Origin of the sequence: Halorussus gelatinilyticus, assembly GCF_023238445.1 — an archaeon.
In the GTDB taxonomy this organism is placed as follows: Archaea; Halobacteriota; Halobacteria; order Halobacteriales; family Haladaptataceae; genus Halorussus; species Halorussus gelatinilyticus.
This window is the reverse complement of the sequence record NZ_CP096658.1, coordinates 3,184,182-3,207,750: the sequence shown is the minus strand read 5'-3', so window position 1 is coordinate 3,207,750 and position 23,569 is coordinate 3,184,182. Positions and strand designations below refer to the sequence as shown.

At 67.6% G+C, this 23,569-nt stretch carries 22 protein-coding genes; 12 read left to right on the top strand and 10 right to left on the bottom strand.

What is annotated here, in order from left to right; all coding sequences use genetic code 11:
* The first annotated feature begins 20 nt into the window (after nt 1-20).
* A complete protein-coding gene (locus tag M0R88_RS16315) occupies nt 21-479 on the top strand; it encodes a VOC family protein (RefSeq protein WP_248654482.1) in 459 nt (152 codons plus the stop codon).
* A 21-nt stretch (nt 480-500) separates the two neighbouring features.
* Here the strand turns inward: M0R88_RS16315 and M0R88_RS16310 are convergent, their stop codons facing one another.
* Nucleotides 501-1,466, bottom strand: coding sequence for a TIGR03557 family F420-dependent LLM class oxidoreductase (locus M0R88_RS16310; protein ID WP_248654481.1), 966 nt, complete (start codon nt 1,464-1,466; stop codon nt 501-503).
* Between the two features lie 125 nt (nt 1,467-1,591).
* Between M0R88_RS16310 and M0R88_RS16305 the strand changes: the two genes are divergently transcribed.
* On the top strand, nt 1,592-2,062 hold the full coding sequence (locus M0R88_RS16305) for an SHOCT domain-containing protein (RefSeq protein WP_248654480.1): 471 nt from the start codon (nt 1,592-1,594) through the stop codon (nt 2,060-2,062).
* Nucleotides 2,063-2,067: 5 nt separating this feature from the next.
* On the opposite strand, the gene M0R88_RS16300 is transcribed toward M0R88_RS16305, so the two are convergent.
* Nucleotides 2,068-3,753 carry an NADH-quinone oxidoreductase subunit D gene (locus M0R88_RS16300; RefSeq protein ID WP_248654479.1) on the bottom strand — a complete coding sequence of 562 codons (1,686 nt, stop codon included), beginning with the start codon at nt 3,751-3,753 and terminating at the stop codon, nt 2,068-2,070.
* Between the two features lie 228 nt (nt 3,754-3,981).
* Here M0R88_RS16300 and M0R88_RS16295 point away from each other — a divergent pair, with 228 nt between their 5' ends.
* The 8 genes from M0R88_RS16295 (at nt 3,982) to M0R88_RS16260 (ending at nt 11,588) form a co-directional block, all read left to right on the top strand.
* Nucleotides 3,982-5,094: a hypothetical protein gene (locus M0R88_RS16295; protein WP_248654478.1), complete on the top strand. Its 1,113-nt coding sequence runs from the start codon at nt 3,982-3,984 to the stop codon at nt 5,092-5,094.
* Between the two features lie 184 nt (nt 5,095-5,278).
* Nucleotides 5,279-6,352: a histidinol-phosphate transaminase gene (hisC, locus tag M0R88_RS16290; protein ID WP_248654477.1), complete on the top strand. Its 1,074-nt coding sequence runs from the start codon at nt 5,279-5,281 to the stop codon at nt 6,350-6,352.
* Nucleotides 6,349-6,855: an adenylate kinase family protein gene (locus tag M0R88_RS16285; protein ID WP_248654476.1), complete on the top strand. Its 507-nt coding sequence runs from the start codon at nt 6,349-6,351 to the stop codon at nt 6,853-6,855. Before hisC ends, M0R88_RS16285 begins: the two co-directional genes overlap by 4 nt.
* Entirely contained in the window at nt 6,852-7,460 is a 609-nt protein-coding gene (locus tag M0R88_RS16280; RefSeq protein ID WP_248654475.1) for a CDP-alcohol phosphatidyltransferase family protein, read from the top strand. Before M0R88_RS16285 ends, M0R88_RS16280 begins: the two co-directional genes overlap by 4 nt.
* Nucleotides 7,461-7,525: 65 nt before the next feature.
* The gene (locus M0R88_RS16275) at nt 7,526-7,780 is read left to right on the top strand and encodes a hypothetical protein (RefSeq protein ID WP_248654474.1); all 255 of its coding nucleotides are present in this window, start codon (nt 7,526-7,528) and stop codon (nt 7,778-7,780) included.
* An 80-nt stretch (nt 7,781-7,860) separates the two neighbouring features.
* Entirely contained in the window at nt 7,861-8,385 is a 525-nt protein-coding gene (locus M0R88_RS16270) for a multiprotein bridging factor aMBF1 (RefSeq protein ID WP_248654473.1), read from the top strand.
* A 275-nt stretch (nt 8,386-8,660) separates the two neighbouring features.
* Nucleotides 8,661-9,305 carry a triose-phosphate isomerase gene (gene tpiA, locus M0R88_RS16265; RefSeq protein ID WP_248654472.1) on the top strand — a complete coding sequence of 215 codons (645 nt, stop codon included), beginning with the start codon at nt 8,661-8,663 and terminating at the stop codon, nt 9,303-9,305.
* A gap of 453 nt (nt 9,306-9,758) precedes the next feature.
* Nucleotides 9,759-11,588, top strand: coding sequence for a S9 family peptidase (locus M0R88_RS16260; RefSeq protein ID WP_248654471.1), 1,830 nt, complete (start codon nt 9,759-9,761; stop codon nt 11,586-11,588).
* Nucleotides 11,589-11,600: 12 nt separating this feature from the next.
* Here M0R88_RS16260 and M0R88_RS16255 read toward each other — a convergent pair whose 3' ends face one another.
* Nucleotides 11,601-11,879 carry a hypothetical protein gene (locus tag M0R88_RS16255; protein WP_248654470.1) on the bottom strand — a complete coding sequence of 93 codons (279 nt, stop codon included), beginning with the start codon at nt 11,877-11,879 and terminating at the stop codon, nt 11,601-11,603.
* A 103-nt stretch (nt 11,880-11,982) separates the two neighbouring features.
* Between M0R88_RS16255 and M0R88_RS16250 the strand changes: the two genes are divergently transcribed.
* Nucleotides 11,983-13,068: a potassium channel family protein gene (locus M0R88_RS16250; protein WP_248654469.1), complete on the top strand. Its 1,086-nt coding sequence runs from the start codon at nt 11,983-11,985 to the stop codon at nt 13,066-13,068.
* Nucleotides 13,069-13,165: 97 nt separating this feature from the next.
* On the opposite strand, the gene M0R88_RS16245 is transcribed toward M0R88_RS16250, so the two are convergent.
* From M0R88_RS16245 to M0R88_RS16230, 4 genes are all read right to left on the bottom strand, one after another.
* Complete coding sequence (locus M0R88_RS16245) at nt 13,166-14,758, bottom strand: helicase HerA domain-containing protein (protein WP_248654468.1); 1,593 nt, start codon at nt 14,756-14,758, stop codon at nt 13,166-13,168.
* Nucleotides 14,759-14,861: 103 nt separating this feature from the next.
* Nucleotides 14,862-16,361 (bottom strand): DNA polymerase IV, encoded by a 1,500-nt coding sequence (gene dinB, locus M0R88_RS16240; RefSeq protein ID WP_248654467.1) that lies wholly within the window; start codon nt 16,359-16,361, stop codon nt 14,862-14,864.
* A 64-nt stretch (nt 16,362-16,425) separates the two neighbouring features.
* The gene (locus tag M0R88_RS16235; RefSeq protein WP_248654466.1) at nt 16,426-16,836 is read right to left on the bottom strand and encodes a hypothetical protein; all 411 of its coding nucleotides are present in this window, start codon (nt 16,834-16,836) and stop codon (nt 16,426-16,428) included.
* A gap of 277 nt (nt 16,837-17,113) precedes the next feature.
* Complete coding sequence (locus M0R88_RS16230) at nt 17,114-17,743, bottom strand: hypothetical protein (RefSeq protein WP_248654465.1); 630 nt, start codon at nt 17,741-17,743, stop codon at nt 17,114-17,116.
* Nucleotides 17,744-17,993: 250 nt separating this feature from the next.
* On the opposite strand from M0R88_RS16230, the gene M0R88_RS16225 reads away from it, so the two are divergent.
* The gene (locus tag M0R88_RS16225; protein WP_248654464.1) at nt 17,994-18,461 is read left to right on the top strand and encodes a hypothetical protein; all 468 of its coding nucleotides are present in this window, start codon (nt 17,994-17,996) and stop codon (nt 18,459-18,461) included.
* A gap of 144 nt (nt 18,462-18,605) precedes the next feature.
* Here the strand turns inward: M0R88_RS16225 and M0R88_RS16220 are convergent, their stop codons facing one another.
* The 3 genes from M0R88_RS16220 to M0R88_RS16210 form a co-directional block, all read right to left on the bottom strand.
* The gene (locus M0R88_RS16220) at nt 18,606-18,755 is read right to left on the bottom strand and encodes a hypothetical protein (RefSeq protein ID WP_248654463.1); all 150 of its coding nucleotides are present in this window, start codon (nt 18,753-18,755) and stop codon (nt 18,606-18,608) included.
* 236 nt (nt 18,756-18,991) lie between these two features.
* Entirely contained in the window at nt 18,992-22,228 is a 3,237-nt protein-coding gene (locus M0R88_RS16215; protein ID WP_248654462.1) for a type 2 lanthipeptide synthetase LanM family protein, read from the bottom strand.
* Nucleotides 22,229-22,333: 105 nt separating this feature from the next.
* Nucleotides 22,334-23,518 (bottom strand): zinc metalloprotease, encoded by a 1,185-nt coding sequence (locus M0R88_RS16210; RefSeq protein ID WP_248654461.1) that lies wholly within the window; start codon nt 23,516-23,518, stop codon nt 22,334-22,336.
* Nucleotides 23,519-23,569 lie beyond the last annotated feature (51 nt).

Sequence of the window (23,569 nt, the reverse complement as noted above, 5' to 3'; positions counted from 1 at the left end):
TGGTCTGGGCAGTTGTCCCTGTGAACAACGACCACGCAGACACTGACCAGGCAGACAATGACCACGCAGACCCCGACCACGCCGACCCCGAGTGCGCCGGACGGCTTCACCACGTCGAACTGTACGCCTCGGACCTCGACGCCTCCGTCGGATTCTGGGACTGGTTACTGGGCGAACTCGGCTACGAACCGAAGAACGACTGGGCGGCCGGGCGCTCGTGGATACGCGACCCGACATACGTCGTCCTCGTGCAGGCCGACGAGCGCGACCACCCCTTCGACCGGCGGGCCGCCGGACTCAACCACCTCGCCTTTCACGCCGCGTCGCGCGAGCAGGTCGATACCCTCACCGAGGGCGTCCGCGAGCGCGACGACGCAAGTCTGCTCTTCGAGGAGCGACACCCCTACGCCGGCGGCTACTACGCGCTCTACTGCGAGGGCCCGGAGGGAATCAAGGTCGAAGTCGTCGCCCCCGAGTGACGGCGCGAACGCGGGTCGCTCTCACCGGAACTCCGGCAGGACGTTCTCGTCGTAGAACTCCATCGCCTTCTCCTGCTCCGGGCCGACCTGGTGGACGTACACGTGGTCGTACCCCGCGTCGATGAACTCCCGAATACTCTCGACGTGGGCCTGCGGGTCGGGGTCGGTCACGATGCTGTCGGCCTCGCGAACGTCCTCCTTCTCGACCATCTGGCAGGCCTGCTCGAAGAACTGCGGCGTGGCGAGTTCGGTGGCGAGTTGCCCCGGCAGGACGCTGTTGGGCCACCACTTGTAGGCGGTCTCGACCGCCTCGTCCTCGTCGTCGGCGTAACAGACCGTCAACTGGCTGAACTTCGGTCCCTCACCGCCCTCGTCCTCGAACGTCTCGACCACGTCCTGCGGGCCGACCGACCAGAAGCCGTCGCCGAGGTCCGCGGCGCGGCTCGCGGTCTGGTCGCCGTACGCCGAGACGCAGACCGGCGGATTCTCGTCGGGCAGGGTGAACAGCTTCGCGTTCTCGACGGTGTAGTGGTCGCCGTGGTGACTGACCATCTCGCCGGTCCAGAGCTTCCGAATCACCTCGACGGCCTCTTCGAGCATGTCGAGGCGGACGTGGTGGGGCGGCCAGTGGTCGCCCAAGACGTGTTCGTTCAGGTTCTCGCCGGTCCCGACGCCGAAGTAGAACTGCTGGCCCGATTCCTCGAACATCGTCGCTATCGTCGCCGTGGCCTGCGCGAGAATCGCTGGATGGATGCGGACCGTCGGGCAGGTCACGCCGACGCCCACGTCCAAGTCGTCGGTCGCCGCGGCGACCCCGCCGAGCGTGGACCACGCGAAGGGCGCGTGCCCCTGCTGGCCTATCCAGGGGTGGAAGTGGTCGGAGATGGAGGCGAAGTCGAAGCCGAGTTCTTCGGCGCGGACCGCGTGGTTCACGAGGTCGGTCGGGCCGTGTTCTTCGCTGGAGAGGGTGTAGCCGAGTTCGACCATAGAGGTGCCACGGCGAGGTCGGGCAAGGCTATTGTGGCCTCGATTCCGGACGCCCACCGTTCGTCTCGACCCGTCCCGCGCCTACCGGAAAGCGTTTCAAACCGCTGTGAGATGCATCGTTTGACATGAACCCGCCCGTCGATGCCTCCAGTCTTCCGAGACCGCTGGCCAGATACACGCCCGATAGCCGTCGGTGGCGACGACGCGTCGCCGGACTGGCGGCGGTCGGGGCCGTGCTCTCGCTCTACGCGGTGTTCGCTATCGTCTCGGGAGTGAAGAGCGGAATCGTCTACAACCTGCTCGCGCTCCTGTTCGCGGCCCTGACCCTGCTCCTTCCGGTCGTCGCAACGACCGCGGTGTTCGCTCCCGATTCGGGGCTGACTCGACCGGACGACTCGCGCGGCGAGCGTCCGGTCGAGACGCTGAAGCGGCGGTACGCCGCGGGAGAGATTGACCGAGACGAGTTCGAGCGGCGACTCGACGACCTGATGGCGGCGTCCGACGACGCGCCCGACCGGTCCGATGCCGATTCCGTCGAGCGTTCGGCCGGGCGTCGTGCGACCCGTGACGCGGAACTCGACTCGGCTGGACGGTAGCGGCGCTACCTGTCCACCGACCCCAGCACGATGTCCAGACTCCCGAGCGCGGCCACGAGGTCGGGCACGTACTCGCCTATCGACATCTCTCCGAGCGCGTGCAGGTTGTTGAAACACGGACTCCGAATCTTGAATCTGGCCGGCTTCGAGGTCCCGTCCGAACGAATGTAGACGCCCATCTCGCCCTTCGCGGCCTCGACCGCCTTGTAGACCTCCGTGTCGGGCTCGGGCTTGAGCGTCCGGGGCACGTTCGACTGAATCGTGCGCTCGTCCTCGGGCCAGTCCTCCAGAATATCGACGCACTGGCCGATTATCTTCGCGGACTCCTCGACCTCCTGCATGCGGACCAGCACGCGCGAGTAGTTGTCGCCGTGGGGTTCGGTCACGACGTTCCAGTCGAGTTCGTCGTAGTAGCCGTAGGGGTCGTCGCGCCGCAGGTCGTAATCGACGCCCGACCCGCGAGCGACCGGTCCCGTACAGCCGTAGTCTTTCGCGGTCTCGGCGTCGATGACGCCGGTATCGACCGTCCGCTTCTGGAAGATCTCGTTCTCGGTCATCATGTCGTGGTACTCCCCGATGCGCCGGGGCAGGCCGTCGAGGAAGTCCCGAATCTTGTCGAAGAACTCCTCGCGGGGTTCCGGGAGGTCCCAGACCACGCCGCCCAGTCGGAAGTAGTTGAACATCATGCGCTGGCCGGTCAGGTCCTCCAGAATGTTCTGGACGATTTCGCGGTCCCGGATGGTGTACATGAAGATCGCCGTGAAGTCGCCGTACACGTCGAGCGCGAAGGTGCCGAGCGCCAGCATGTGGCCCATGATGCGGCCGAGTTCCGTCACCATCGTCCGGATGACCTGGGCGTACTCGGGCACGTCGATGTCGGCGAGGTCCTCGGCCACGCGGGCGTAGGCCCACTCGTTGGGCATGTTCGCGGTGTAGTCCCACCGGTCGGGGTACGGCATTATCTGGTAGCGGTAGTTGTCCTGCTGGCACATCTGTTCCTCGCAGCGGTGGAGGTAGCCGATGTCGGGTTCCACGTCCGCGACTTGCTCGCCGTCCAGCACCGTCTTCAGGTGGAGGACGCCGTGAGTCGCGGGGTGGTGGGGCCCGATGTTCAGGAACATCGTGTCCGAGTCGCTGTCCTCTTGGCTCTCGGCGAGCGGGTTGACGTGTTCCTGTAGGGCGACGACCTGGGGCTTGTCCTGGGCGTAGTCGGAACTCAGCGGGTGGCCCTGCCACGTCTCGGGTAGGAGGATGCGCCGCATGTCCGGGTGACCCTCGTACTCGATGCCGACCAAATCGTAGGCCTCGCGCTCGTGCCACTCCGCGGTCTTGTACACCGACGCCGCGCTCTCGTTCCACGGATTCTCGGGGTCGGTGGGGACGACGACGCTGACCTCCTGGGTCCGATCGTCGTACTTGGTGAGGTGATAGATGCTCTCGTAGCGGTCTTCGTAGTCCTGCGCGGTCAACAGCGAGAGGTGGTCGAACCCGGCCTCGTCCTTGAGCGTCCGGAGGACCGACTCGACGGCGTCCGGGCGCACGACGAACCCCTCGGCGTTCAGATGGGTCTCGCGCCCGATGACGTGGTCACCGAGCAGGGCTTCGAGCCGGTCGTAATCGACGCCGCGTTTCGCCGGCGCTTCGACATCGGCGTCGGTCCCGGACGCGTCGCGCTCGGGCGCTTCGCTCATCGCGCCCACCCCGTCTCGCCGTCGCCGTCGGCTCGCCGCTCTGTCGCAGTAAGTGACGTGAACATTCCCATTCCCGCTGTGAAGTCGGCCCCGAACGGCAATAGTGCTAACGTCTCTCACCTCCGGAGAGACGGGTGAAAAAAGCCGCTTTCGAACTCCTGAGGCGATTTTACGGGCGTTGGTGGTGCTCGGGAGACCGGGCTATCGACGCGACTCGTTGCGCTGGTCGTGCTGCTCCTCGCCGCGCATCATGGTCTGCTGGACGGGACTGAATCCGCTCTCGGAACTCCCGCCGTACTGGTTCTGGCTCTGCTCGCGCCCGGTCTGTCGGCCCTGCTGTCGGTCGGACTGCTGATGACCGCCGTGTTGGCTCGACTGCTGGCCGCTCTGGATGTCGCTCCCGCGCCGCTGGTGTTGGCTGGACTGGTGGCTCGTCCGGCCCGTCTCCTGACCGCCGTGTCGAGACGTTCGCTGTCCGGACTGCTGGTCGTGACCGGTGTACTGCCCACCGCTCCCGCCGTGCTGGCTGAGTTCGTGAACGTCGCTCTCCGAACGGCGGTCCTGCTGACCTCGCCCCTGATTCTGACCGACCTCGTGGCGCTGGCTGCTCAGGTGGCGACCGCCCTGTTGCTGACCGCTCTGCTGACTTCCCTGTTGCTGACCGCTCTGCTGGCCGCGCTGCTGGGACTGGCCGCCCTGCTGTCGTCGGCTTCCGTATCGCTTGCCCCCCTGCTGGCTTTCGCTTTGCTGGTGGTGGCCGTGCTCCTGCACGTCCCGGCCACCCATCTGGTGCTGACCCGTCTGATGTTCGCCGGTCTGCTGATGTTGACTGGTCTGGTGCTGACCGGTCTGCTGATGCTGACCAGTCTGATGCTGACTGGTCTGCTGGTGCCGACCGGTCTGATGTTCGCCGGTCTGCTGATGCCGACCCTCCTGATGCTCGCCGGTCTGCTGGTGCTGGCTCTGCTGTCGGCGATTACTTCCGTATCGCTTTCTCTGCTGGCCATGCTGACTGCCGGACTGCCGCTGGTGCTGGCCGGACTGATGCTGACCGGACTGCTCGCGTTGACCGGTCTGTTGATGCTGACCGGATTGGCCGTGTTGACCGAACTGGTGACCCGACTGCTGTTGACCCGTCTGCTGGTGCTGGCCGGACTCGTGGCCGTGGCCCGTCTGGTGCTGTCCGGGCACGTTCTGCTCGGAGCCCCGTCGTCCGCCGGACTGGCTTCGTTCCCGGCCGCCCGACGAGTAGCGGTCGCCTCGCGTGTCACCTTCGCCCTGCGAACTGCGTTCGTGACTGCGCTCCTCGGCGTCTCCCCAACGGTTGCGGTTTTCGTGTGACATGGTGTTTCTCCCCACCGGAGCGACCACAGGAATTTCCTTATGTGTACTGGGCGGATTTTGACAAAAATACCGTCCGGCGTCGGGGAGGAACGATTTCTCGGCACTCCGAGCCGCTGGTTCGGCTCTTCGTCGTTCGCCGGAGGTAAGCAGTCTTAAGGCGAGCGGCCCACACCTCTCTCACATGGAACCACGGGACCTCTCTTCGCACACCGTGTATCAGGCCGGGCGGGGCATCGAGGAGGTCGCCCGCGAACTCGGGTTGGACCCCGACGACCTCGTGAAACTCGCGTCGAACGAGAACCCGTTCGGCCCGAGTCCGGCCGCGGTCGCGGCCATCGAGGACGCCGCGGGGTCGGCCCACTCCTATCCGAAGGCCTCCCACGCCGACCTCACGGAGAAACTGGCCGACGAGTGGGGCGTCGCGCCCGAACAGGTCTGGCTCGGGAACGGCGGCGACGGCGTGCTGGACTATCTGGCCCGCGCGATGCTCGAACCGGGCGACGAGGTGCTGGTACCCGAACCGGGCTTCGCCTACTACGGGATGAGCGCGCGCTTCCACCACGGCGAGGTCGCGGAGTATCATCTCTCGAAGGACGACGACTTCGCGCTGAACAGCGAGACCGTCCTGTCGGACTACGACGGCCAGCGCATCGTCTATCTGACGAGTCCGCATAACCCGACCGGCAAGCGCTTCGAGTTGGACGCAATCGAGGAAATCGCCGACGAGACCGGCGACGACGCGCTCGTCCTCGTGGACGAGGCCTACGGCGAGTTCCACGACGGCCCGAGCGCGGTCGAACTCCTCGAAACGCGCGACGACGTGGCGGTCCTCCGGACCTTCTCGAAGGTGTACGGACTCGCGGGCGTCCGTCTCGGCTACGGCGTCGTCCCCGAGGAGTGGGCCGACGCCTACGCTCGCGTGAACACCCCGTTCGCCGCGAGCGAAGTCGCCTGCCGTGCCGGACTCGCCGCGCTGGACGACGACGACCACGCCGAGAGGACCGTCGAGACCGCCGCGTGGTCGCGCGAATACATGTACGAAGACGTGGACGCCCACACGTGGGAGAGCCACGCCAACTTCGTCCTCGCGGAGGTCGGCGACGCCGCTGGCGTCGCCGACGAACTCCAGCGCCGAGGAATCATCGTCCGGGACTGCACGAGTTTCGGCCTGCCCGAGTGCGTCCGCATCACCTGCGGGACGAAAGACGAGACTCGGCGCGCTGTCTCGGAACTCAACGAGGTGCTGTCGTCGTGAGGGTCGCAGTGACGGGGACGCCCGGTACCGGGAAAACGTCGGCGGTGGAGGCGCTGGAGACTGAACTGGAGGTCGTCCACCTCAACGACCTGATTCGAGACGAGGACCTCTGGGAGGAGCGCGACGAGGAGCGCGACAGCCTCGTGGCGGACCTCGACGCCATCGCGGAGCGACTCGACGGGTGCGAGGACCTCCTCGTGGAGTCGCACCTCGCGCACCACCTCGACGCCGACCGTGTGGTCGTCCTGCGCTGTCACCCCGAGGAACTGGAGCGCCGGCTCACCGAGCGCGGCGAGTCCGAGGCGAAAGCGGAGGAAAACGCCGAGAGCGAGGCCCTCGACGTGATTCTCTCGGAGGCGGTGAACGCCCACGGCGTTGAGAACGTCTACGAGATCGAGACGACCGACCGCGACCCCGACGAGGTGGCCGAAGAGATTCGGGCCGTCGTCGCGGGCGAGCGAGAACCAAGCGCGGGCGACGTCTCGTACATCGAGTACATATGACGCTCGACCAGTTCCGCCACGTCGCCGACCGGATACTCGACCCGTTCGTAACGCTGTCGTCCAGGCTCGGTCTGACTCCCGACGCGGTCAGCGTCGTCGCGTTCGTGCTGGCCGGCGGCGCCGGCGGCGCGTTCTACCTCGGGGGCGACGAACCGGTCTGGTATCTCGCCGGAGCGGTGTTAGTGTTCCTGAACGGGTGGCTCGACCTGCTCGACGGCGCGCTGGCGCGCGAACTCGGCACCGACTCGAAGGCGGGCGACCTGCTCGACCACGTGCTGGACCGCTACGCCGACATCGTGGTCATTTCGGGGCTGGCGGCCGGACTCGGCCGGTACGCGCTCGGCCTCGCCGCGGTAACCGGCGTGCTGATGACCTCGTATCTGGGCACGCAGGCCCAAGCCGTCGGACTGGACCGGGTGTACGGCGGCCTGCTCGGCCGGGCCGACCGCCTCGCGCTCGTCGGCGTGACGGGGGCGCTCGCGGCGTTCGTGACGGCGACGCCCGCGGGCCTCTCGGTGGTCGGGTGGTTGCTCGTCGTCTTCGCCGTCGTCGGCCACTTCACCGCCCTCCAGCGGTTCTACTACTCGTGGCGGGCGCTGGCGTAACCTCGTCGTTCAGTTACCTTTTTCACCCCTCGCCGTGTTGAAATCAATCGGAGCAGCGAAGTGTAATGACGGACGAACGGCCGGGCGAATCGGGTATCAACGTCGAACTGGAGGACATCCTACCGGCGAACAGCCACATCAGCATGGAGGAGTTCCTCGAAGTGGCCGAGGAGGTGGACTCGCTGTTCGAGTTGAGTCGCGAGACGCGCCTCTCGCGCGAGCGGTGTCGCCGGATTCTCAAGTACTTCGAGCGAGACGGCGAGGTCAAGCAGGGGTTCGGTTACCTCCGCGACAAGCAGGACGACGACCGAGTGCCGTAGCACGGCGGACTCGAATCTCGCCGCCGCTCGGCGATTCTCACGGCGTGGAATTTAAGAGCGGCGACAGACTACCCTACCCTATGGTTCAGTGTGAGATGTGCGGTGCCGAGACGAGTTCCCCCAAGACCATCAAGGTCGAGGGGGCCGAGTTGGACGTCTGCGACAACTGCTCGGACTTCGGGACCGAGGTCAAGACGCAGGACGCCGGGTCTTCGTCTACCAAGTACTCGACCAGTTCGTCGTCTTCCAGTAGCTCTTCCTCGTCGTCGAGTACGTCTTCGAGTTCCTCGCAGTCGCGGCGCTCGGACATGTTCGACGACATGGACGAACTCGCCCAAGACTACGACGACCGTATCCGGAACGCCCGCGAGAACACCGGGATGAGTCAGGAGGACCTCGCCGACGAACTCAACGAGAAGGCCAGCCTCATCCGCAAGCTCGAACGGGGCGACGTGCTCCCGAGCGACGAGGTTCAGACAAAACTCGAACGCGAACTCGATATCTCGCTGACCGCTGGCGGGTCCGGCGACGACGACGAGGAGTGGAGCGGAGGCAGTTCCACCGGCGAGTACACCCTCGGCGACGTGGTGAAGCGAAAGGACTGAAACCAATCCAAACGCTCGGCCGACCGACCCCACGGCGAGCGCTCGGTGACGCACTCCTCCGCGGACGCTCGACCCCGCAACCGACGGAACTGCTCTCGACTCCGGAGCCGACCGTCTGGGAGCTTTCTACCGCATTTTCCTCGCTGTCGTCGTACTGGCGGCAGAAATTGGGGTCTCCTTCGAGTTCGCTTCGGTCGTTCTCGCGGTGTGCTTTTCGACGGTCGTTACTAGCCGTTCTCGCAACCTATTAGTCCGGCCCGACGAACGTTCCGGGTATGAAAGTCGTCGTCAACCTCAAGGCGTACCCGTGCGATTCGGTCGAAGTCGCCACCGCCGCCCGCGACGTGAGCGAGGAGTCCGGCGTCCCCATCGCCGTCGCGCCGCAGGCCGCGCACCTCGAACGCGTCGCCGAGACCGGCGTCGAGACGTGGGCACAGCACGTCAGCCCCGTCGAACACGGTAGTCACACCGGTTCGACGCTCGCCGAGGCCGCGGCCGAGGCGGGCGCGACCGGGACGATGCTCAACCACTCCGAGCGCCGCCTCAAACTCGCGGACATCGACACCGCGCTCGCGGCCGCCGAGCGCGTCGGCCTCGAAACGTGTATCTGCGCGAACAACCCCGACCAAATCGGTGCCGTGGCGGGTCTCGGTCCAGACGCCGTGGCGGTCGAACCGCCGGAACTCATCGGCACCGGCACGCCGGTCAGCAAGGCCGACCCCGATATCGTGACCGACGCCGTCGCGGCCGCCGAGGACGCCGACGACTCGGTGGCGGTCTACTGCGGCGCGGGCATCTCGACCGGCGAGGACCTGACCGCCGCGCAGGAGTTGGGCGCGGAGGGCGTCCTGCTGGCCAGCGGCGTGGCGAAGGCCGACGACCCGAAGGCAGCGTTGGAGGACTTGGTGGCACCGCTGTAGGCAGGTTTCAGAAATAATTTTGTTTCTTAGGAGTGGGTGGCTGTTCCTTTCAACGAGCATATCGATTGGGAACTGACCGCGAGAATCGTTGCGACGACCGCCTCGAAAGCCCCCTCCCGCTCGCGGTCGCTCTGCGGGATATTCTCGCGCCTCGCTTCGTTCGGCGCGTCGAATAGTGGCCCGCAGAGACGACCACGCAAACGCGAGCGGGCGGCCCCTTTATCCCACCCGACGGTGGACGTGTCGGCGAGCGTCTGCGGTGGTTCGCGTCACCGCACGCATTCTCGGCGGTTGGTTAATCGAGCGCTTCGCTGGCGGTTGATTCACCGAGCGCGTCCACGGTGGGATGCGTCGCCGTGCGCGGCCGGGCGACTCACCCGGCCGCGCCCGCCCGAACCCGACGCCCCTTCCGGAATCCACAGGTTGAACTGGGCTCGCCGCGACTCGGGAGGCGTGACAGAGAACGTCAAGCGGTACTTCACGGCACGGCAGACGGTCGCGCCGACGCTCTCGCCCGACGGCGACCTCGCGTTTCTGGCCGACACGACCGGCACGGCGCAGGTCTGGACCACCGACGGGGCGGGCGCGTGGCCCCGCCAGCGCACCTTCTACGACGAGCGCGTCTCGTTCGTCTCGTGGTCGCCCGCGGGCGGCGCTGTCGTCTTCGGGAAGGACGCCGGCGCGGACGAACACGACCAACTGTTCCGACTCGACCCCGCGACCAACGCCGTCGAGCAGTTGACCGACGACCCCGACGCCATCCACAGTTGGGGCGCGTGGCACCCCGACGGCGACCGCATCGCGTTCGCGGCCAACCGGGAGGACGCGGCGCGGTTCGACGTGTACGCGATGGACGCGGACGGCGGCGACCCGGAACTCCTCGCCGAGAGCGACGAGGAGGGCTTTCTGGAAGTCGAGGCGTGGGACGGCGACCGCCTCGTCGTCCGGCGCTCGCGGGCGAGTTCCGACGACGACCTCTTCGTCGTGGACGGAGAGACCGGCGAGCGCCGCCGCGTCACGCCCCACGACGGTCACGTGCGCTACCGCCAGCCAGTGTTCGGTCCCGACGGCGACGCGCTCTACTGCCTGAGCGACGCCAACGCCGACGCGAAGGAACTGGTCCGAATCGACCTCGACTCGCTCACCGCCGAGACGGTCGTTTCCGGCGGGGAGTGGAGCATCGACCGGTTCGCGCTCGACGCCGACTCGGGCCGCCTCGCGCTGACCCGAAACGTGGACGGCTACGCGGAGTTGCGAGTCGGACGGCTGACCGACGCCGCGGACGCGACGCTCGCCGACGCCGACGTTCCCGAGGGCGTCGTCCACGACCTCACTGTCGGCCCGGCGGGCGAGCGCGTCGCCGCGACCGTCTCGGCCCCGGACCTGAACCACTCCGTCTTCGTCGCGGACCTGAGTGCGGGAGGGGCGAGCGAGGACGGTCCGGTCCCGACCGAGCGCTGGACCCGACCCTCTCCCGGCGGCGTCGAGTTGGATGCTTACGCCGCGCCCGACCTCGTGCGCTACGAAACGTTCGACGACAGGCAGATTCCTGCGTACTTCACGCTCCCCGACGGTGTAGACGGAGGGTCCGCGACCGATGAGGTCCCCGTCGTCGTGGACATCCACGGCGGCCCGCACCACCAGCGTCGGCCGTGGTTCCGGCCCATTCGCCAGTACCTGCTGGACGCCGGGTACGCCGTCTTCGAGCCGAACGTCCGCGGGTCGTCGGGCTACGGGAAGGAGTACGCCGCGCTCGACGACGTGGAGAAGCGCATGGATTCGGTCCGTGACATCGCCGAAGCCGTCGAGTGGCTCCGCGACCGCCCCGAAATCGACCCCGACGGCGTGGTCGCCTACGGCCGGTCCTACGGCGGATTCATGGTGCTGGCGGCCGTCACCGAGTTCCCTGACCTCTGGGCCGCGGCGGTGGACTTCGTGGGCATCGCCAACTGGGAGACCTTCCTCGAGAACACGGGCGACTGGCGGCGCTCGCACCGCGAAGCCGAGTACGGGTCGCTCGCCGACGACCGCGAGTTCCTCGAATCCATCAGCCCCATCCACTCGGCCGACGAGATTCGGTGTCCCCTCTTCGTCCAGCACGGCGCGAACGACCCCCGCGTCCCGGTCGGCGAGGCCCGGCAAATCGCCGAGGAGGTCCGAGAACAGGGCGTCCCGGTCGAGACGCTCATCTTCGAGGACGAGGGCCATCACACCACGAAACTGGACAACCGAATCGAGATGTTCGAGCGAATCGCGGCGTTCCTGGACGAACACGTCCGGTGAGGACCGAGTTCGCTACTCGGCGACGATAATCCAGTGGTCGTCGTCCTGCTTCTCCAGCACCGACTCCTCGCGCATCCGGACGACGTAGCCCGTGACGGTGTTCTCCAACTCGTGGTCGGCCTTCACCCGGACGAGGTTGCCGAGGAGGCGGGCAGAGGGCGGTTTCTGGGCCGCGCCGCAGTCGTAGATGGTCAGCAGTTCGGTCTCGCGCTCGTCGTAGACCACGACGTAGGCGTGCCGTGGGAGTCGCCACCGGTCGTCGGCGTCGCCCGCTCGCGCCAGCGTGTTCATGCGCGGGCGTAGTCCCGCGACGGTGAAAGTTCATCCGTTCCGCTCCGACCGAAGGCGCCCGCCAAACAGCATTTCCGAGTACTTGCCCAAAAACCGAACCCCGATGGTCGCGCTCACTTCGCCCGTCTCGGCAGTTAGCGTCGCCGCGAATCAGGTATCGCCCGCCCCACTACAACTCGCAGGTGACCTACAACTGTTCTACCTCGTCGTCGGTGTCACTCTCGCCGTCGCCGGGGCCGTGGACCTCCTCTGGACGACGCTCTGGATCGACGGCGGCGCGGGTCCGCTTACCACGCCGCTGATGGTCTGGACGTGGCGAGGACTTCAGAGCCTCCGACGGGGACAGTCTCGCCTACTCAGTCTCTCCGGGCCCCTGATACTCGCGATGACCCTCACGATGTGGGTCGTTCTCCTCTGGGCCGGCTGGACGTTCATCTTTGCCAGCGGTACGAACGCGCTCAATTACACCCGCGGTGCCGAGCCCGTGAGCTGGATCGGTCGGATCTACTTCGTCGCCTACACCATGTTCACGATGGGTAACGGTGACTTCTCCCCCACGTCCGGCGTCTGGCAGATCGTCACCGCCCTCGCCAACGGAAGCGGGATGATACTGATCACCCTGAGCGTCACGTACCTCATCAACGTCCTTCAGGCGGTCGTCAACGCGCGTTCGTTCGCGAGTAGCGTTCAGGGTATCGCCGAGTGCAGCGAGGCGTTCGTCCGGACGGGATGGGACGGCGAGAACTTCGACGAACACGCCATTCCGCTGGACACGTTCGCGTCGAAACTGAGCACGGTCGCGGCCCAGCACAAGGCGTTTCCGATACTTCACTACTACCGAAGCAGTCGCCGACAGCAGGCGACGCCGATGGCCGTCGGCGTGTTCGACGACGCGCTGACGATGCTCCGTTTCGGCGTCGACCCGGAACACCGTCCGAACGAGCCCCTGCTCGAAACCGGTCGGTCGAGCGTGCAGAGCTACCTTCAATCGGTCTACAGCCTCCCGATTCGGCCCAGCGACCGACCGCCGTCGGCCCCGAACCTCGATGTCGTCCGCGAAGAGGGCGTCCCGACCGTCTCCGACGAGGAGTTCGACGGTAGGCTCGCGGACCTCTCGGACCGACGCCGACGAGTCCTCGGTATCGTGGAATCGCAGGCGTGGCAGTGGCCCTCCCAGCGCGAGCCCTGAGGATACGTCTCGATGGTCGGAACTGTCGCCCTGCGCTCCCCTCCGTCTGCGCTATCGCGTCTGCGTTACCGACCGAAGTTCGCGAACGCTTCGACCGTCACTCCGCGTCCGGCAGTTCCTCGGCGACCGCCTCCAGCGCCTCCTTCCGGGTGTCGTCGTCCATCTCGCCGTCGGTCAGCGCCGCGAGCAGACTCGGCAAGGCCGCGACGTACTCGCCGCCCCCGGCGTGCTGGACGAACCCGCGCTGGCGGAGCGTCCGGTTGTGGTTGTAGGCGAGTTCGCGGTCCTCCGGGCCGCCCGCCACGACGTGCGCCTCGACGGGGGTCGCGGGACCCTGCCGGAGGTAGTGGGCCAACATGGCGCGCTCGACCGGCGCGAGGGCGTCGAGTTTCGCCCGGATGGCGTCGATGGGGGTCGAGTCGGCGGCCGCGTCCGAGTCGGCCGACTCGGACGCGGCCGCCGGCGATTCACCGTCCGGGGAGTCGGCGTCCGACGATTCGGTGCCCTTCGCGTCGGCCTGCTCGAACCCGCCGAGGTCGGCCTGCTGTACCTGCTCGCCGGTCTGCTGACCTCCCGGAACCTGTCCGCTCCCGCCGTGCATCGCCGCGCCGCCGGTATCGACGTAGGGGTTCGCGCGCCGGTTCCGGGAGGTGTCGAGCATCGCCTTGGCGAACTTGTCGGCGACCTCCTCCATCTCGCGGGCCTCCTCCAGTTGGCGTTCGAGGTCCTCGATGTGGTTCTCCTTCTCGCGGAGTTCCTGCTCCAGTTCCTCGATGCGGTCCTCGCGCTGGCTCTCCTCCTCGCTTATCTCCCGGAGGTCCGAGACCAGGTCGTCGCTGACCGACTTGAGGTCCGGGCGCTCGAAGTCGTCGAGGCCCGGCGTGGCTCCGGCGTCGAACGTCTGCTTACGGTGGAACTTCACCCGGCGGGTCTCCTCGGACCAGTCGGTCGTCATGAACGCCTCGCCGTCGCCCATGTCCTCGATGGCGTCGGCGTAGTCGTTGCCGAGGATGCGCCCGACGACGTTGGTGTCGTTGTTCCACGTGAGTCGGTGCCAGACCAGCCAGTCGCACTGCGTGATGAAGTCCTTCTTCACGTCGGCGGGGCGCTGGCTGATGCCCGCGATGCCGAGTCCGTGCTTGCGCCCGCGCTTGCCGATTTTGATGAGCATCCGGCCGCACTCGTCCATCCCGCCGCCCTCGGGGATGTACTCGTGGACCTCCTCGACCACCATCAGGAACGGCTTCTTCAGTTTCTTCTCCTTGGCGAACAACTGCTGGGCGACCGCTTTGAGGAGTTCCTTGCCGTCCGCCTCGTTCAGGTAGCCCGACACGTCGAGGATGATGGGGACGTTGTCCTCCAGCGCGAGCGAGGCCAGTCGCTCGGCGTGTTCGGGGTTGACTTGGATGTCGCACTCCTCGTCGGCCCCGGCGTGGAGGAGTTCGTACTCCTCTTTGAGACCGTAGTACTCCCCGTCCGTGTCCACGAGCATCACCGGGTAGCCGCCGTCTAACAGCTTCTCCGCCACGACGCTCATCGTATTCGACTTGCCCGAACCCGACTTGCCGGTGATGAACGCTCGCCCGGTCAGCACTTCCACGACGGGCAGTTCCACGGGGTCGCCGGGCTCGCCGGCGGTGCCCCCTTTCCCGGCGCTCACCTCGGCCACGTCGATGGTCTCCTGCGACATTCTTGCGCGCTACCTCTCACCCGGCCCTCATAAACTGTCGGGGCCTCGGCGCGGGGCGGCGTCCGGAGCGGGGCGGGCGGGCGCGGGCGAGTCGCGCCGGGGGTCACCCGAAGTCGCCGAGGGAGACCTGTCCCTCGGGGTCCGAGTCGTCGCTCTCGGACGTCTCGCCGTCGTCCGTGGAGTTCTCGCCCTCACGGTCGCTCACGGCCAATTGGTCGGACGCGCCGTCCGCGCCCTCCCACTCGCGGGCGAGCGAGAGCTGTCCGTCGGGGTCGTCTCGCGCCGTCTCGTCGCCCCCGTCGTCGCGTCCGTCGCCCGATTCGGGAGAATCGGGCGACTCGGAATCGCCGTCCCGCCGCCGACCGAGCGAGACCTGTCCGTCGTCGGTGTCCGGGTCCGAGCCGTCGCCTTCGGCGTCGCCGTCCCGCTCGTCCGCGCTCGACTCCCACCCGTCGCCGAGACTCGCCTGCTCGCCGTCGGCGAACGAGAGGTTCGAGACCCGGACGCCGACCTTCCGGACCTCGACGCCGGCGAACTCGGCGAAGAGGTCGAGAGCGACCTCCTCGACCAGTTCCGGGTCGTCCACCGGGCCGGGGAGCGACTTCGCGCGAGTGTTCACGTCGTAGGGCGGCGTCACGGCCTTGATGCCGATGGTCCGGTACATCGCGCCCTTCCGGCGGGCGCGGTCGGCCACCGCCTCCGCGAGGGTGCGAATCTGGTCGCGCTTCCGCTCGTCGTCGTCGGTCGCCTCGGTGAACGCCGACTCCCGCGAGAGGCTCTTGGGCCGGCCCGTGGGCGTGACCTCGCGCTGGTCCTCGCCGCGCGCCCGGCGGTGCATCTCCGCCCCGCGCTCGCCGAACCGGTCTTCCAGCGCGGCGCGGTCGGCGTCCGTGAGGTCCGCCGCCGTCTCGACGCCCATCTCGCGCAACTCGCGGGCCGTGACCGGACCGACGCCGTGCAACTCGGCCACGTCGAGCGGTGCCAGAAACTCCCGGACCTCGCCGGGTTCGACCACCACGAGACCGTCGGGCTTGTCGTGGTCGCTGGCGATTTTGGCGGCGGACATGTTCGGCGCGACGCCGACGCTCGCGGTGACGCCCACCTCGCGGTCGATGCGGTGTTTGACGTGGCGGGCGAACCCCTCGGCGACCTCCCACGCGGTTCGGTCGGTCACGTCGAGGTACGCCTCGTCGATGCTGACTTCCCGCACGACGTCGGCCGATTCGTGGAGGATCTCCTTGACCTCCGAACTGACCGCCTCGTAGTAGTCCATGTCCACCGGCCGGTAGTAGCCCGCGTCGTCGGGGTCCGCGTCGCTGTCGGGGTCCTCGGCGTCGGCCATCCGCGGGAGGCGTTCGAGCGCGGTCGAGATGGCTTGGGCGCTGTCCACGCCGTACTCGCGGGCCTCGTAGCTCGCGGTGGCGACCGCGCCGTGGGTCTCGCCGCCCTCGTAGCCCATCCCGACCACGACGGGTTCGCCCTCCAGTCGCGGTTCGCGCCGCCGCTCGCACGCCGCGTAGAAGCAATCCATGTCGACGTGGAGGACGATGGGGTCTCCCTCCTCGTCGTCGGGCATCCCCGGCAAGCGCGACCCGCCTGTCATCTGTCGGGGATGGACGGCGAGGTGGGTTAAAACTTCAGTTCGACCGACCGCCGGCCGCTCGAACTCAGGCCACCTCCGCGTCCCGGAGCAGGTCGGCGACGACGTGGACGTAGAGGACGCCGGCGGTGAACAGCGCGTAGACCGGCCGGACCAGCGCGAGGACGCCGACCCACGCGCCGCCCAACAGCAGGTGACTCAGCAGGCGAAGCGTTTCGAGGGTCTGAGTGTCCACGCCGTCGAAGACCGACTCCTGTTCGGTGAACGCGAACTTGGGGTCACCGACGCACCGCCGGAGGTGCGACCAGTCGCCCGCGAGGTAGCGCGCGACGACGAAGTGGTCGAGGTCCACGAAGACCGACAGCAGGACGCCGTACGCGACCAGTAGTCCGGCCTCGACGGGCACCGGGACGGGGAGCGCCGCGACGAGCAGGACCGACGCCGCGGTGCCGAGCGCGGCGTGTTCGGGCGACTTCATCGGCGCAGTGCGTCGCCGGTCGGTGGTCGTTCGGGGGAGTCGGCGGTCGCCGGTCGTTCGGGGGAATCGACGGTCGTCGGTCGGTCGAAACGGCCGACAGGCTCGTCGCGCGAGGGAGTCATCGTCCCGAGGATGGCGTCTCCGGGACTTAGTTCCCCCGTTCGACCGCGCTCGGGGAATCGGCTCACGGCCGATTCCCCGAGCGTAGCTCTCCGGTCGGGTGGAAAACGAAAAATAGCGCTTCGACGGCGACGTCGCTGTTCCAGCGACCGACTCGTCACTTCTCGTCCACGACGGGAATCTCGACGCTCTCGCTCTCGGACTCGGAGTCCGAGTCGGTCTCTCCGTCGGACCCGAACTCGGTTCGCAGGTCGGCCAAGCGGTCGCGCTGGTCGGCGACCGCACCCGTCGCACCGCCGACGACGCCCGACAGGTCAACGTCCGGCAGGCGCTTGTCGGACAAATCCACGTCGGGTAGCGCGTCCTCCGGCAGATTCGCGTCGGGCAGGTCCGTGTTGGGGAGTCGTGCCGCGGGCGCGAGACTCGGGGTGTCGCGGTCTATCGTCCGGAGTTGTCGGTAGAACTCCGCGAACGTGACCGCCTCCTCCTCGCTCCCCTCGAAGGCCTCGTCCAGCGCCGCCACGTTCTCGCCGAGGTGCCGGGTCAGCGCGTGGTCCTCGCCGTAGCGCTCGACCGCGCGGCGGTGCAGGAACTCGCCGACCTTGACGCCGCCCCGGTCGGCGTACTTGACGATGGCACCCTGATTCTCGTAGACGATCTGGCCCGCGAACAGCGCCGCGCCGAGGTAGTTGGTCGAGACGCCGAGTTTGGTGGCGACTGGCTTGACGACGGTGAGCGGGATGTCGCTGTGTTTCACGAGCCACGAGGCGAGGTGGTGGGTGGTCATTCCGTGTTTGATAGTGGACTCGGACGGGTTACTGTTGTGGCTGATTTCGAGGGAAGGCTCGGTCCTCCCGCGAAGGGGTCGACCCGGTCGAGTCGCCCCTCTCGTCACCGCGTTCCGGCCGCAGTCCGGTCGCGTTCCGGCCGCTGTCCGGCCGCGTTCCGACCCGGAGTTCGTCGGCTATCGCCGTCTCGTGACGCCCGGCGGAGCTGTCAGTCGAAAAACTGATATCGACTCGCCGGACACGCTCGACGTGGCTCGTCATACGCGCCGGAGCGCGATTCGGGGAATCGCCGTCGCGGGCGCGACGCTCACCGCCGGGTGCCTCGGTTCGCTCTCCGACCTTTCGGAGCGAAGCGTGACCTACGCGCTGGACGACGTGTTCGTCGAGAACGCCGCCAGCGTGCCCGTCGAGTTCGAGGTGAAGGTAATCGACGGAGAGACCGTGAAATCCGGCGATACGATTCGGCTCGCGGCGTTACGCGACGGTCAGGCGGACTACGAATTCATCGAGAAACCGTGGATGAGCGAACCGTCGAGATACGGCGTCGAGGTCGTGCCCGCGGAGGGCGAACCGATGTCGGTCACGCTGTCCGACGTTCTGGACCGGTGGGACGACTCGATACACGACTATCGGTTCATCGAGTACGCGATTCTCTATCGGTCCGACGAGACGTTCGGCATCTCCCCGGATTTCTACGACGAACCGAGGTCGGCGTAGCGCCAATCGGGCGCGACGGCCGAGCGCGACGACGATGCTACTCGAAAGGAGTCGTCTCAGTGAACGCGGCGCTCGTCGCGGACCCGCGACTGGCGAGGTTCGACTGCCGCGCGAAAAATGAAGCTCGATTCCTGTATCGACCGTTTAGAAGGTCGAGAACGGACTGCACGTGAAGCCACAGCCGTCGCGGTGGCCAACTTCCTGCTCCGGCACGTCCTCGGTGGACGTCTCGACGGTGAACTCGCTGTCGTACTGTTCCTTGCTACCAGCGTCGGCTTCGATTGCAACTGACATTGCAAGCTATTCGTGCCTCCGGAAAATATTAAATCTTTTCGTGTATTTTAATATATTAAGCTTGTTCCCGACTCTAAATATTTTGGAAGGATGGGAGAAATACTACACTATCTCACGTCATCACCGCAGTTACAGTAAGTAATATTATACCTCGTGGTTGCGCGTCGGTTTTCGTCGGACGGAAAACGACACCCACAGGCGGCGTCGAGGAACGGCGGTCTCGGATCGAGCGCGAGTCACTCCAGCAGGAGGACGCAGGGAAGCGCGTCCGGGTTCAGGAGGCGCGAGAGAGCGTAGGACGGCCCGGCAACGCCGTCGAAGAGCGTCGGATTCGCGAACGACGAGTCGTGTGCCGGAAGCGAGAGGACGCCCTCGCGCTCCCGGCGGGCGAGACACCGCGCCGCGAGTTCGCCGGCGAGCGCGTCGTCGCATCCGGCGCGGCGCGCGCCGACCAGCAGGGCTTCGACCCGGCCGAAGTTGCCACAGCAGAGGTTGTCGAGGTTCGACGCTTCGCCGGTCCCGGTTGCGGCCAGCGCGTCGCCGGCGTCGGCCACGAGCGCGTCGTCGCCGAGTCGCTCGCCGATGCCGATTCGAGCGAGCGCCATCCCCGTCCGGCCGTGACACCAGCGGTCCTGATACGACTCGCGGGTCGCGGCCTGTCGCCAGTTGGTCCGCGACGGCGAGTACAGCGACGACTCGAACTCCAGCGCTTCCCGCGTCGCCTCGGCGTATCGGTCGTCGTCGGTCGCGGCCGCGAGGCGAGCGAGCGCGTACGCGATGCCGCTCGACCCGTGTGCGAACCCGGTGTAGGGCACCTCGTCGCCCGTCGTCTCCCAGACGCGGTAGCCGTCCACGTCGGTCCGCGCGTCGAGCAGTCGGTCGCCGCAGTCGGCCGCGCGCGCCAGCACCTCGTCGCCGCCTTCACCGCCGTCTTCGCCGCCGCCCTTGCCGCCATCGCCGCCGTCCTCGGCATCACCGTACCGCTCGTAGTACGCCAGCAGGCCGAGTAGCGTCCCCGCAACGCCGTCCACCACGTCGAACGTGTCGGCGTCGGCGACGCGCTCTCCCGTCACGGTCTCGGTCGCCGCCAACGCGGCCTCCCGATAGCGGTCCTCGCCGAGCAGTTCGGCGGCGACCGAGAGGACGTAAACCACCGAGCCGATTCCCTGCATCCCGCCGTGGGCGAACTCGACGCTCCCGTCGAAGACGCGCTCGACGACCGGAGCCAGCGCCTCCGCGGCGAACTCTCGGTAGCGCTCTCGACCCGTCATCTCGGCCAGCGCCGCCGCGGTCAGCGCGACGCCGCCCCGGCCCCAGAACAGCGAGTCGTCCGCCGGATAGAGGTTGATACCCGACTCCGGGACGATGGACACCCAACCGGGGTCGTCGCCCACTTCGACCCGCGCGTCCATCGCCCCCTCGAAGCAGTCGATGGCCGCCCGTCGGAAGCGGTCCGCCTGCTGGGGTTTTTCCCCGGCCGCCTCGCCACCGGACGCTTCGCTACCCGACGGCGGCGGCCCCTCCGCCGTCGTGACCTCGCCGACCGCTTGCCGAATCAGCCACGTCTGGCGTCGCCGGTCCTCGTCGCTCATCGCGTCGAGTCGCCGGCGGACGAACTCGTAGCCCGTCACGTCTACCGTCCCGTCGAGTCGCTCGCCGCGGTGCAACAGCGTCCGCTCGTCGGCGCGCGACGCGAACCGCGGCACGTCGAGTCTCCGGAGCGAGCGTCGCTCGGCGGCGTACAGTTCCCAGAGCCGGTCGGACTCGACGGTCCCGTCGAAGAACGGCACCGCCAACTCCTCGAACTCGACGGTCAGTCGCGCGCCGTCCCGGAGCGGATTCCGAGCCGCCGCCGACCGGAGGACTTCGGCGTAGCGCCCCGTCGAGCGGTAGAGCAGTCGCGTCTCGACGCCCGCGACCAGTTCGGGGTCGGCGATTTCCGACAGGAATCGGCTCGCCTCGCGTAGGTCCCGGACCGTCTCGTAGGTCTCCTCGAACCCGCGAATCAGGGCCTCGACGTACTCCTCGGGCGGTCGGTCCGAACCCTCGGCGGACGGGGTGTTGGTATTCGGGTCCACCGTCACGGGGTCCATCTCGACCGACATCACGTCCGTATTGACCGCCTCGATGGTCGGTTCGGACTTTCCGGGGAGGGCCGTCTCCTCGCCGTCGCTCCCGAGTCCGGCGACCTTGTCGGCGAACCGGCCGCCGCGGTCCGCGCGCGGGTCGCCGACCGAGAACGGCAACAGCACCGACAGCAGGACCGACCGGTCCACCGCGGCGCTGGCTTCGGTCTCGAAGGGCTTGGCCTCGGACTCGACGTGCGGGTGGAAGACCGTCTCGCCGTCGAGAATCGTCGGCAGGTCCCCCTCCGCGACGACGTTCTCGTAGTGACAGTCGGTGAAGTTGAGGACGTACGCGAGACACAGCAGGGTCCCCGCCCGCTCGTAGTAGTCGTCGGCCGCCTCGGCGTCCGGGAGGTCGCGGTACTCGCACAGTTCCATCCAGCCGTACGAGTCGCGCGCGAGCAGCGACGGCGTCTCGAAGTCGGGCGTCGAGAGGTGGTCGTCCAAGCGGTCGAGGACCTCGTAGACCGCGATTTCGCCGCCCACCGGCCGCGGCTTGTAGACGACCGCGCCCTCTTCGAAGGCGACGCGGACCGGGACCCGGCCGCCGGCGTGGGCGTCCTCGGTGAGCGCTTCTAAGCCGGTCACGTCTCCGCGAACGTCGAACCGCTCGCGCAGGGCGTCGCGGTCGGCCGCCACGCGCCGGCAGAGTTCTTCGACGGCGTTCCGCCAGTCGTCCACGAGCGAGACCAACTGGCGCGCCAGCACCGGGTACTCCAGACACAGGTTATCGAAACCGCCGTCGAACATCGCCGCGACGAACCGCTCGTAGTAGTCGGTGGGCGGTTCGGCCACGTCGTCGGGACTCGTCGCCGCCAGTTCGGGGTCGTGGTACTCCACGAAGCTCTTGAACTCGACGTACAGCGCCCGGACGCACAGCGATTCGAGTCGCCCCGCGAGTTGGCGCTCCAGCGACGAGAGCGTCTCCGTCGGGACCGCCTCGACGGACACCCGCTCGCGGGCGAAGCTCACGACGGCCGCGAGCAACTCCCGAAACGGCGTTTCGTCGGGTATCGCCCCGGCGTCCCGGTCGTCCGCGGTACTCGCCTCGACGCGTCGGACGAGCGCCGAGAGTCGGTCCACCCAGTCGGGCAGAGGTTCGTCGGCGGGCCAGCGCGTCGCCGCCGCCTGCTCGCGGACGGCCGCCTCGGTGAGGTCGTCGCGCGCGAGTCGCGCCCGAAACGCCTCCTCGTCGGGGAACGTCGCTCTCCACTCGTCGAGGACGCGTTCGGGGTCGATGGGCGGCGACGACTCGGCGACGTTGGCCGGGCCGTCGAGACGTTCCGCGAGCGTCCGCGCACGCCCGGCGAGTTCGCGGCGGTCTTCGTCGGTGAAGACGGCAGTCATTCTATCCACGATGGCGTACGACGAGAGGTTAAGGGTTGTTATCCTCTGTTGAGGGGTTTAGATAAGATAGATAAAATCGAATTTTACCGGCTCACCATTCACTCGTCACGTCCACCACTCGCTCCGACGCTCGTCGTAATCCGCGTCCACGAACGGTGACGGAAGTTCGGCCTCGGTCAGGCCCATCGCGTCCGAGAGCCAGTAGCCGACGTGCCAGCCGATAGCGTCGGTGTCGATGCCCCGGACGCGGACGTCGTAGCTGGCGAAGTACTCCGGCGCGTCGTCGGTGTCGGTGTCGTAGACCCACGATTCGCCACACGAGCCTTCCCGCAGGCGCTCGCCGCCGCAGTCGAACGCCTCGTCCGGAATTTGAATCCGCACGTCCGCGGCCGACCGGTTCGACGTGCGCACGAACGAGACGTTGCTCGGTACGGTACCGTCGGCACCCGACTCGTAGTAGTCGAGCGCGTGTCGAATCTGCTCGCGCGCCGCCTCGCGCTCGTGGCCGGGGAGCGCCGACACGTCCACGTGGACCGCGAGCGTGCTGTTGTGCCACGGCACCGCCCGGTCGCGCAGGTCCGGCTGCGACAGGTGCGTGACCGCCGACATCGCCTGCATCGTCGGCATCGGCTCCTCGCCGTGTTCGACGCCGACGACGTGCCCGAACTCGTGTTTCAGAATCTCGACGGTCGATTGGTTGGAGTAACCCGCGACGACTTGGACCCGCGCGGGGTCGCTCGGCACGGCCCGACCGTCGAGCAGCGGCGCGCACCCGACCGTGGAGTTGGTGTCGGTCCCGTTGCAGGACTCGATTCGCTTGACGAACTCCACGACGACGTCGGCCTCGATGACCTCCGAAGTCGGCACGAAGGTCACGTCGTAGTGGGCGTACTCGCTTCCCTCACCGTTCCAGTAGGCCAGCGTCCGCTCGACCAACGGCGCGACGTTCCGCGACCGATTGGCCGTGTTCCGGACCGCGACCGTCACGTTCCGCCTGCCCCACGGGTTCTCGACGTCGGTCCGTTCGTCGGTGGCCGTCGGCATCCCAGTAGATGCCGTCGTCGGCGTCTCTGTGGAGGCCGTCGTCGATGTAGCCGGGGCGGTCGTCGCTTCGGTGGTGGTGGTCGTGGCGGTGGTCTCGGTCAGCGAAGCGGTCGCGTTCGGTGTCGTGGTAGTCTCCGTCGGTGCGGTCGAGGTCGTCGCGTCGGGGGTCGTCGTTCCTCCGAGTCCGCCGCTACACCCCGCGAGGAGGACGAGCGCGACGAGGGCGACCGTCCGCAGGTCGAGCATGAGTTACGACAGGGTGTGTAGAGGAGGTATTTCAAGATGGTGGCGCGAACC

Excerpts from the sequence above, each read along its gene's own strand:
- M0R88_RS16310 (WP_248654481.1), bottom strand. The coding sequence starts at position 1,466 with ATGGTCGAACTCGGCTACACCCTCTCCAGCGAAGAACACGGCCCGACC.
- M0R88_RS16305 (WP_248654480.1), top strand. The coding sequence starts at position 1,592 with ATGAACCCGCCCGTCGATGCCTCCAGTCTTCCGAGACCGCTGGCCAGA.
- M0R88_RS16300 (WP_248654479.1), bottom strand. The coding sequence starts at position 3,753 with ATGAGCGAAGCGCCCGAGCGCGACGCGTCCGGGACCGACGCCGATGTC.
- hisC (WP_248654477.1), top strand. The coding sequence starts at position 5,279 with ATGGAACCACGGGACCTCTCTTCGCACACCGTGTATCAGGCCGGGCGG.
- M0R88_RS16280 (WP_248654475.1), top strand. The coding sequence starts at position 6,852 with ATGACGCTCGACCAGTTCCGCCACGTCGCCGACCGGATACTCGACCCG.
- M0R88_RS16275 (WP_248654474.1), top strand. The coding sequence starts at position 7,526 with ATGACGGACGAACGGCCGGGCGAATCGGGTATCAACGTCGAACTGGAG.
- M0R88_RS16270 (WP_248654473.1), top strand. The coding sequence starts at position 7,861 with ATGGTTCAGTGTGAGATGTGCGGTGCCGAGACGAGTTCCCCCAAGACC.
- tpiA (WP_248654472.1), top strand. The coding sequence starts at position 8,661 with ATGAAAGTCGTCGTCAACCTCAAGGCGTACCCGTGCGATTCGGTCGAA.
- M0R88_RS16255 (WP_248654470.1), bottom strand. The coding sequence starts at position 11,879 with ATGAACACGCTGGCGCGAGCGGGCGACGCCGACGACCGGTGGCGACTC.
- M0R88_RS16250 (WP_248654469.1), top strand. The coding sequence starts at position 11,983 with ATGGTCGCGCTCACTTCGCCCGTCTCGGCAGTTAGCGTCGCCGCGAAT.
- M0R88_RS16245 (WP_248654468.1), bottom strand. The coding sequence starts at position 14,758 with ATGTCGCAGGAGACCATCGACGTGGCCGAGGTGAGCGCCGGGAAAGGG.
- dinB (WP_248654467.1), bottom strand. The coding sequence starts at position 16,361 with ATGACAGGCGGGTCGCGCTTGCCGGGGATGCCCGACGACGAGGAGGGA.
- M0R88_RS16235 (WP_248654466.1), bottom strand. The coding sequence starts at position 16,836 with ATGAAGTCGCCCGAACACGCCGCGCTCGGCACCGCGGCGTCGGTCCTG.
- M0R88_RS16230 (WP_248654465.1), bottom strand. The coding sequence starts at position 17,743 with ATGACCACCCACCACCTCGCCTCGTGGCTCGTGAAACACAGCGACATC.
- M0R88_RS16220 (WP_248654463.1), bottom strand. The coding sequence starts at position 18,755 with ATGTCAGTTGCAATCGAAGCCGACGCTGGTAGCAAGGAACAGTACGAC.
- M0R88_RS16215 (WP_248654462.1), bottom strand. The coding sequence starts at position 22,228 with ATGACTGCCGTCTTCACCGACGAAGACCGCCGCGAACTCGCCGGGCGT.
- M0R88_RS16210 (WP_248654461.1), bottom strand. The coding sequence starts at position 23,518 with ATGCTCGACCTGCGGACGGTCGCCCTCGTCGCGCTCGTCCTCCTCGCG.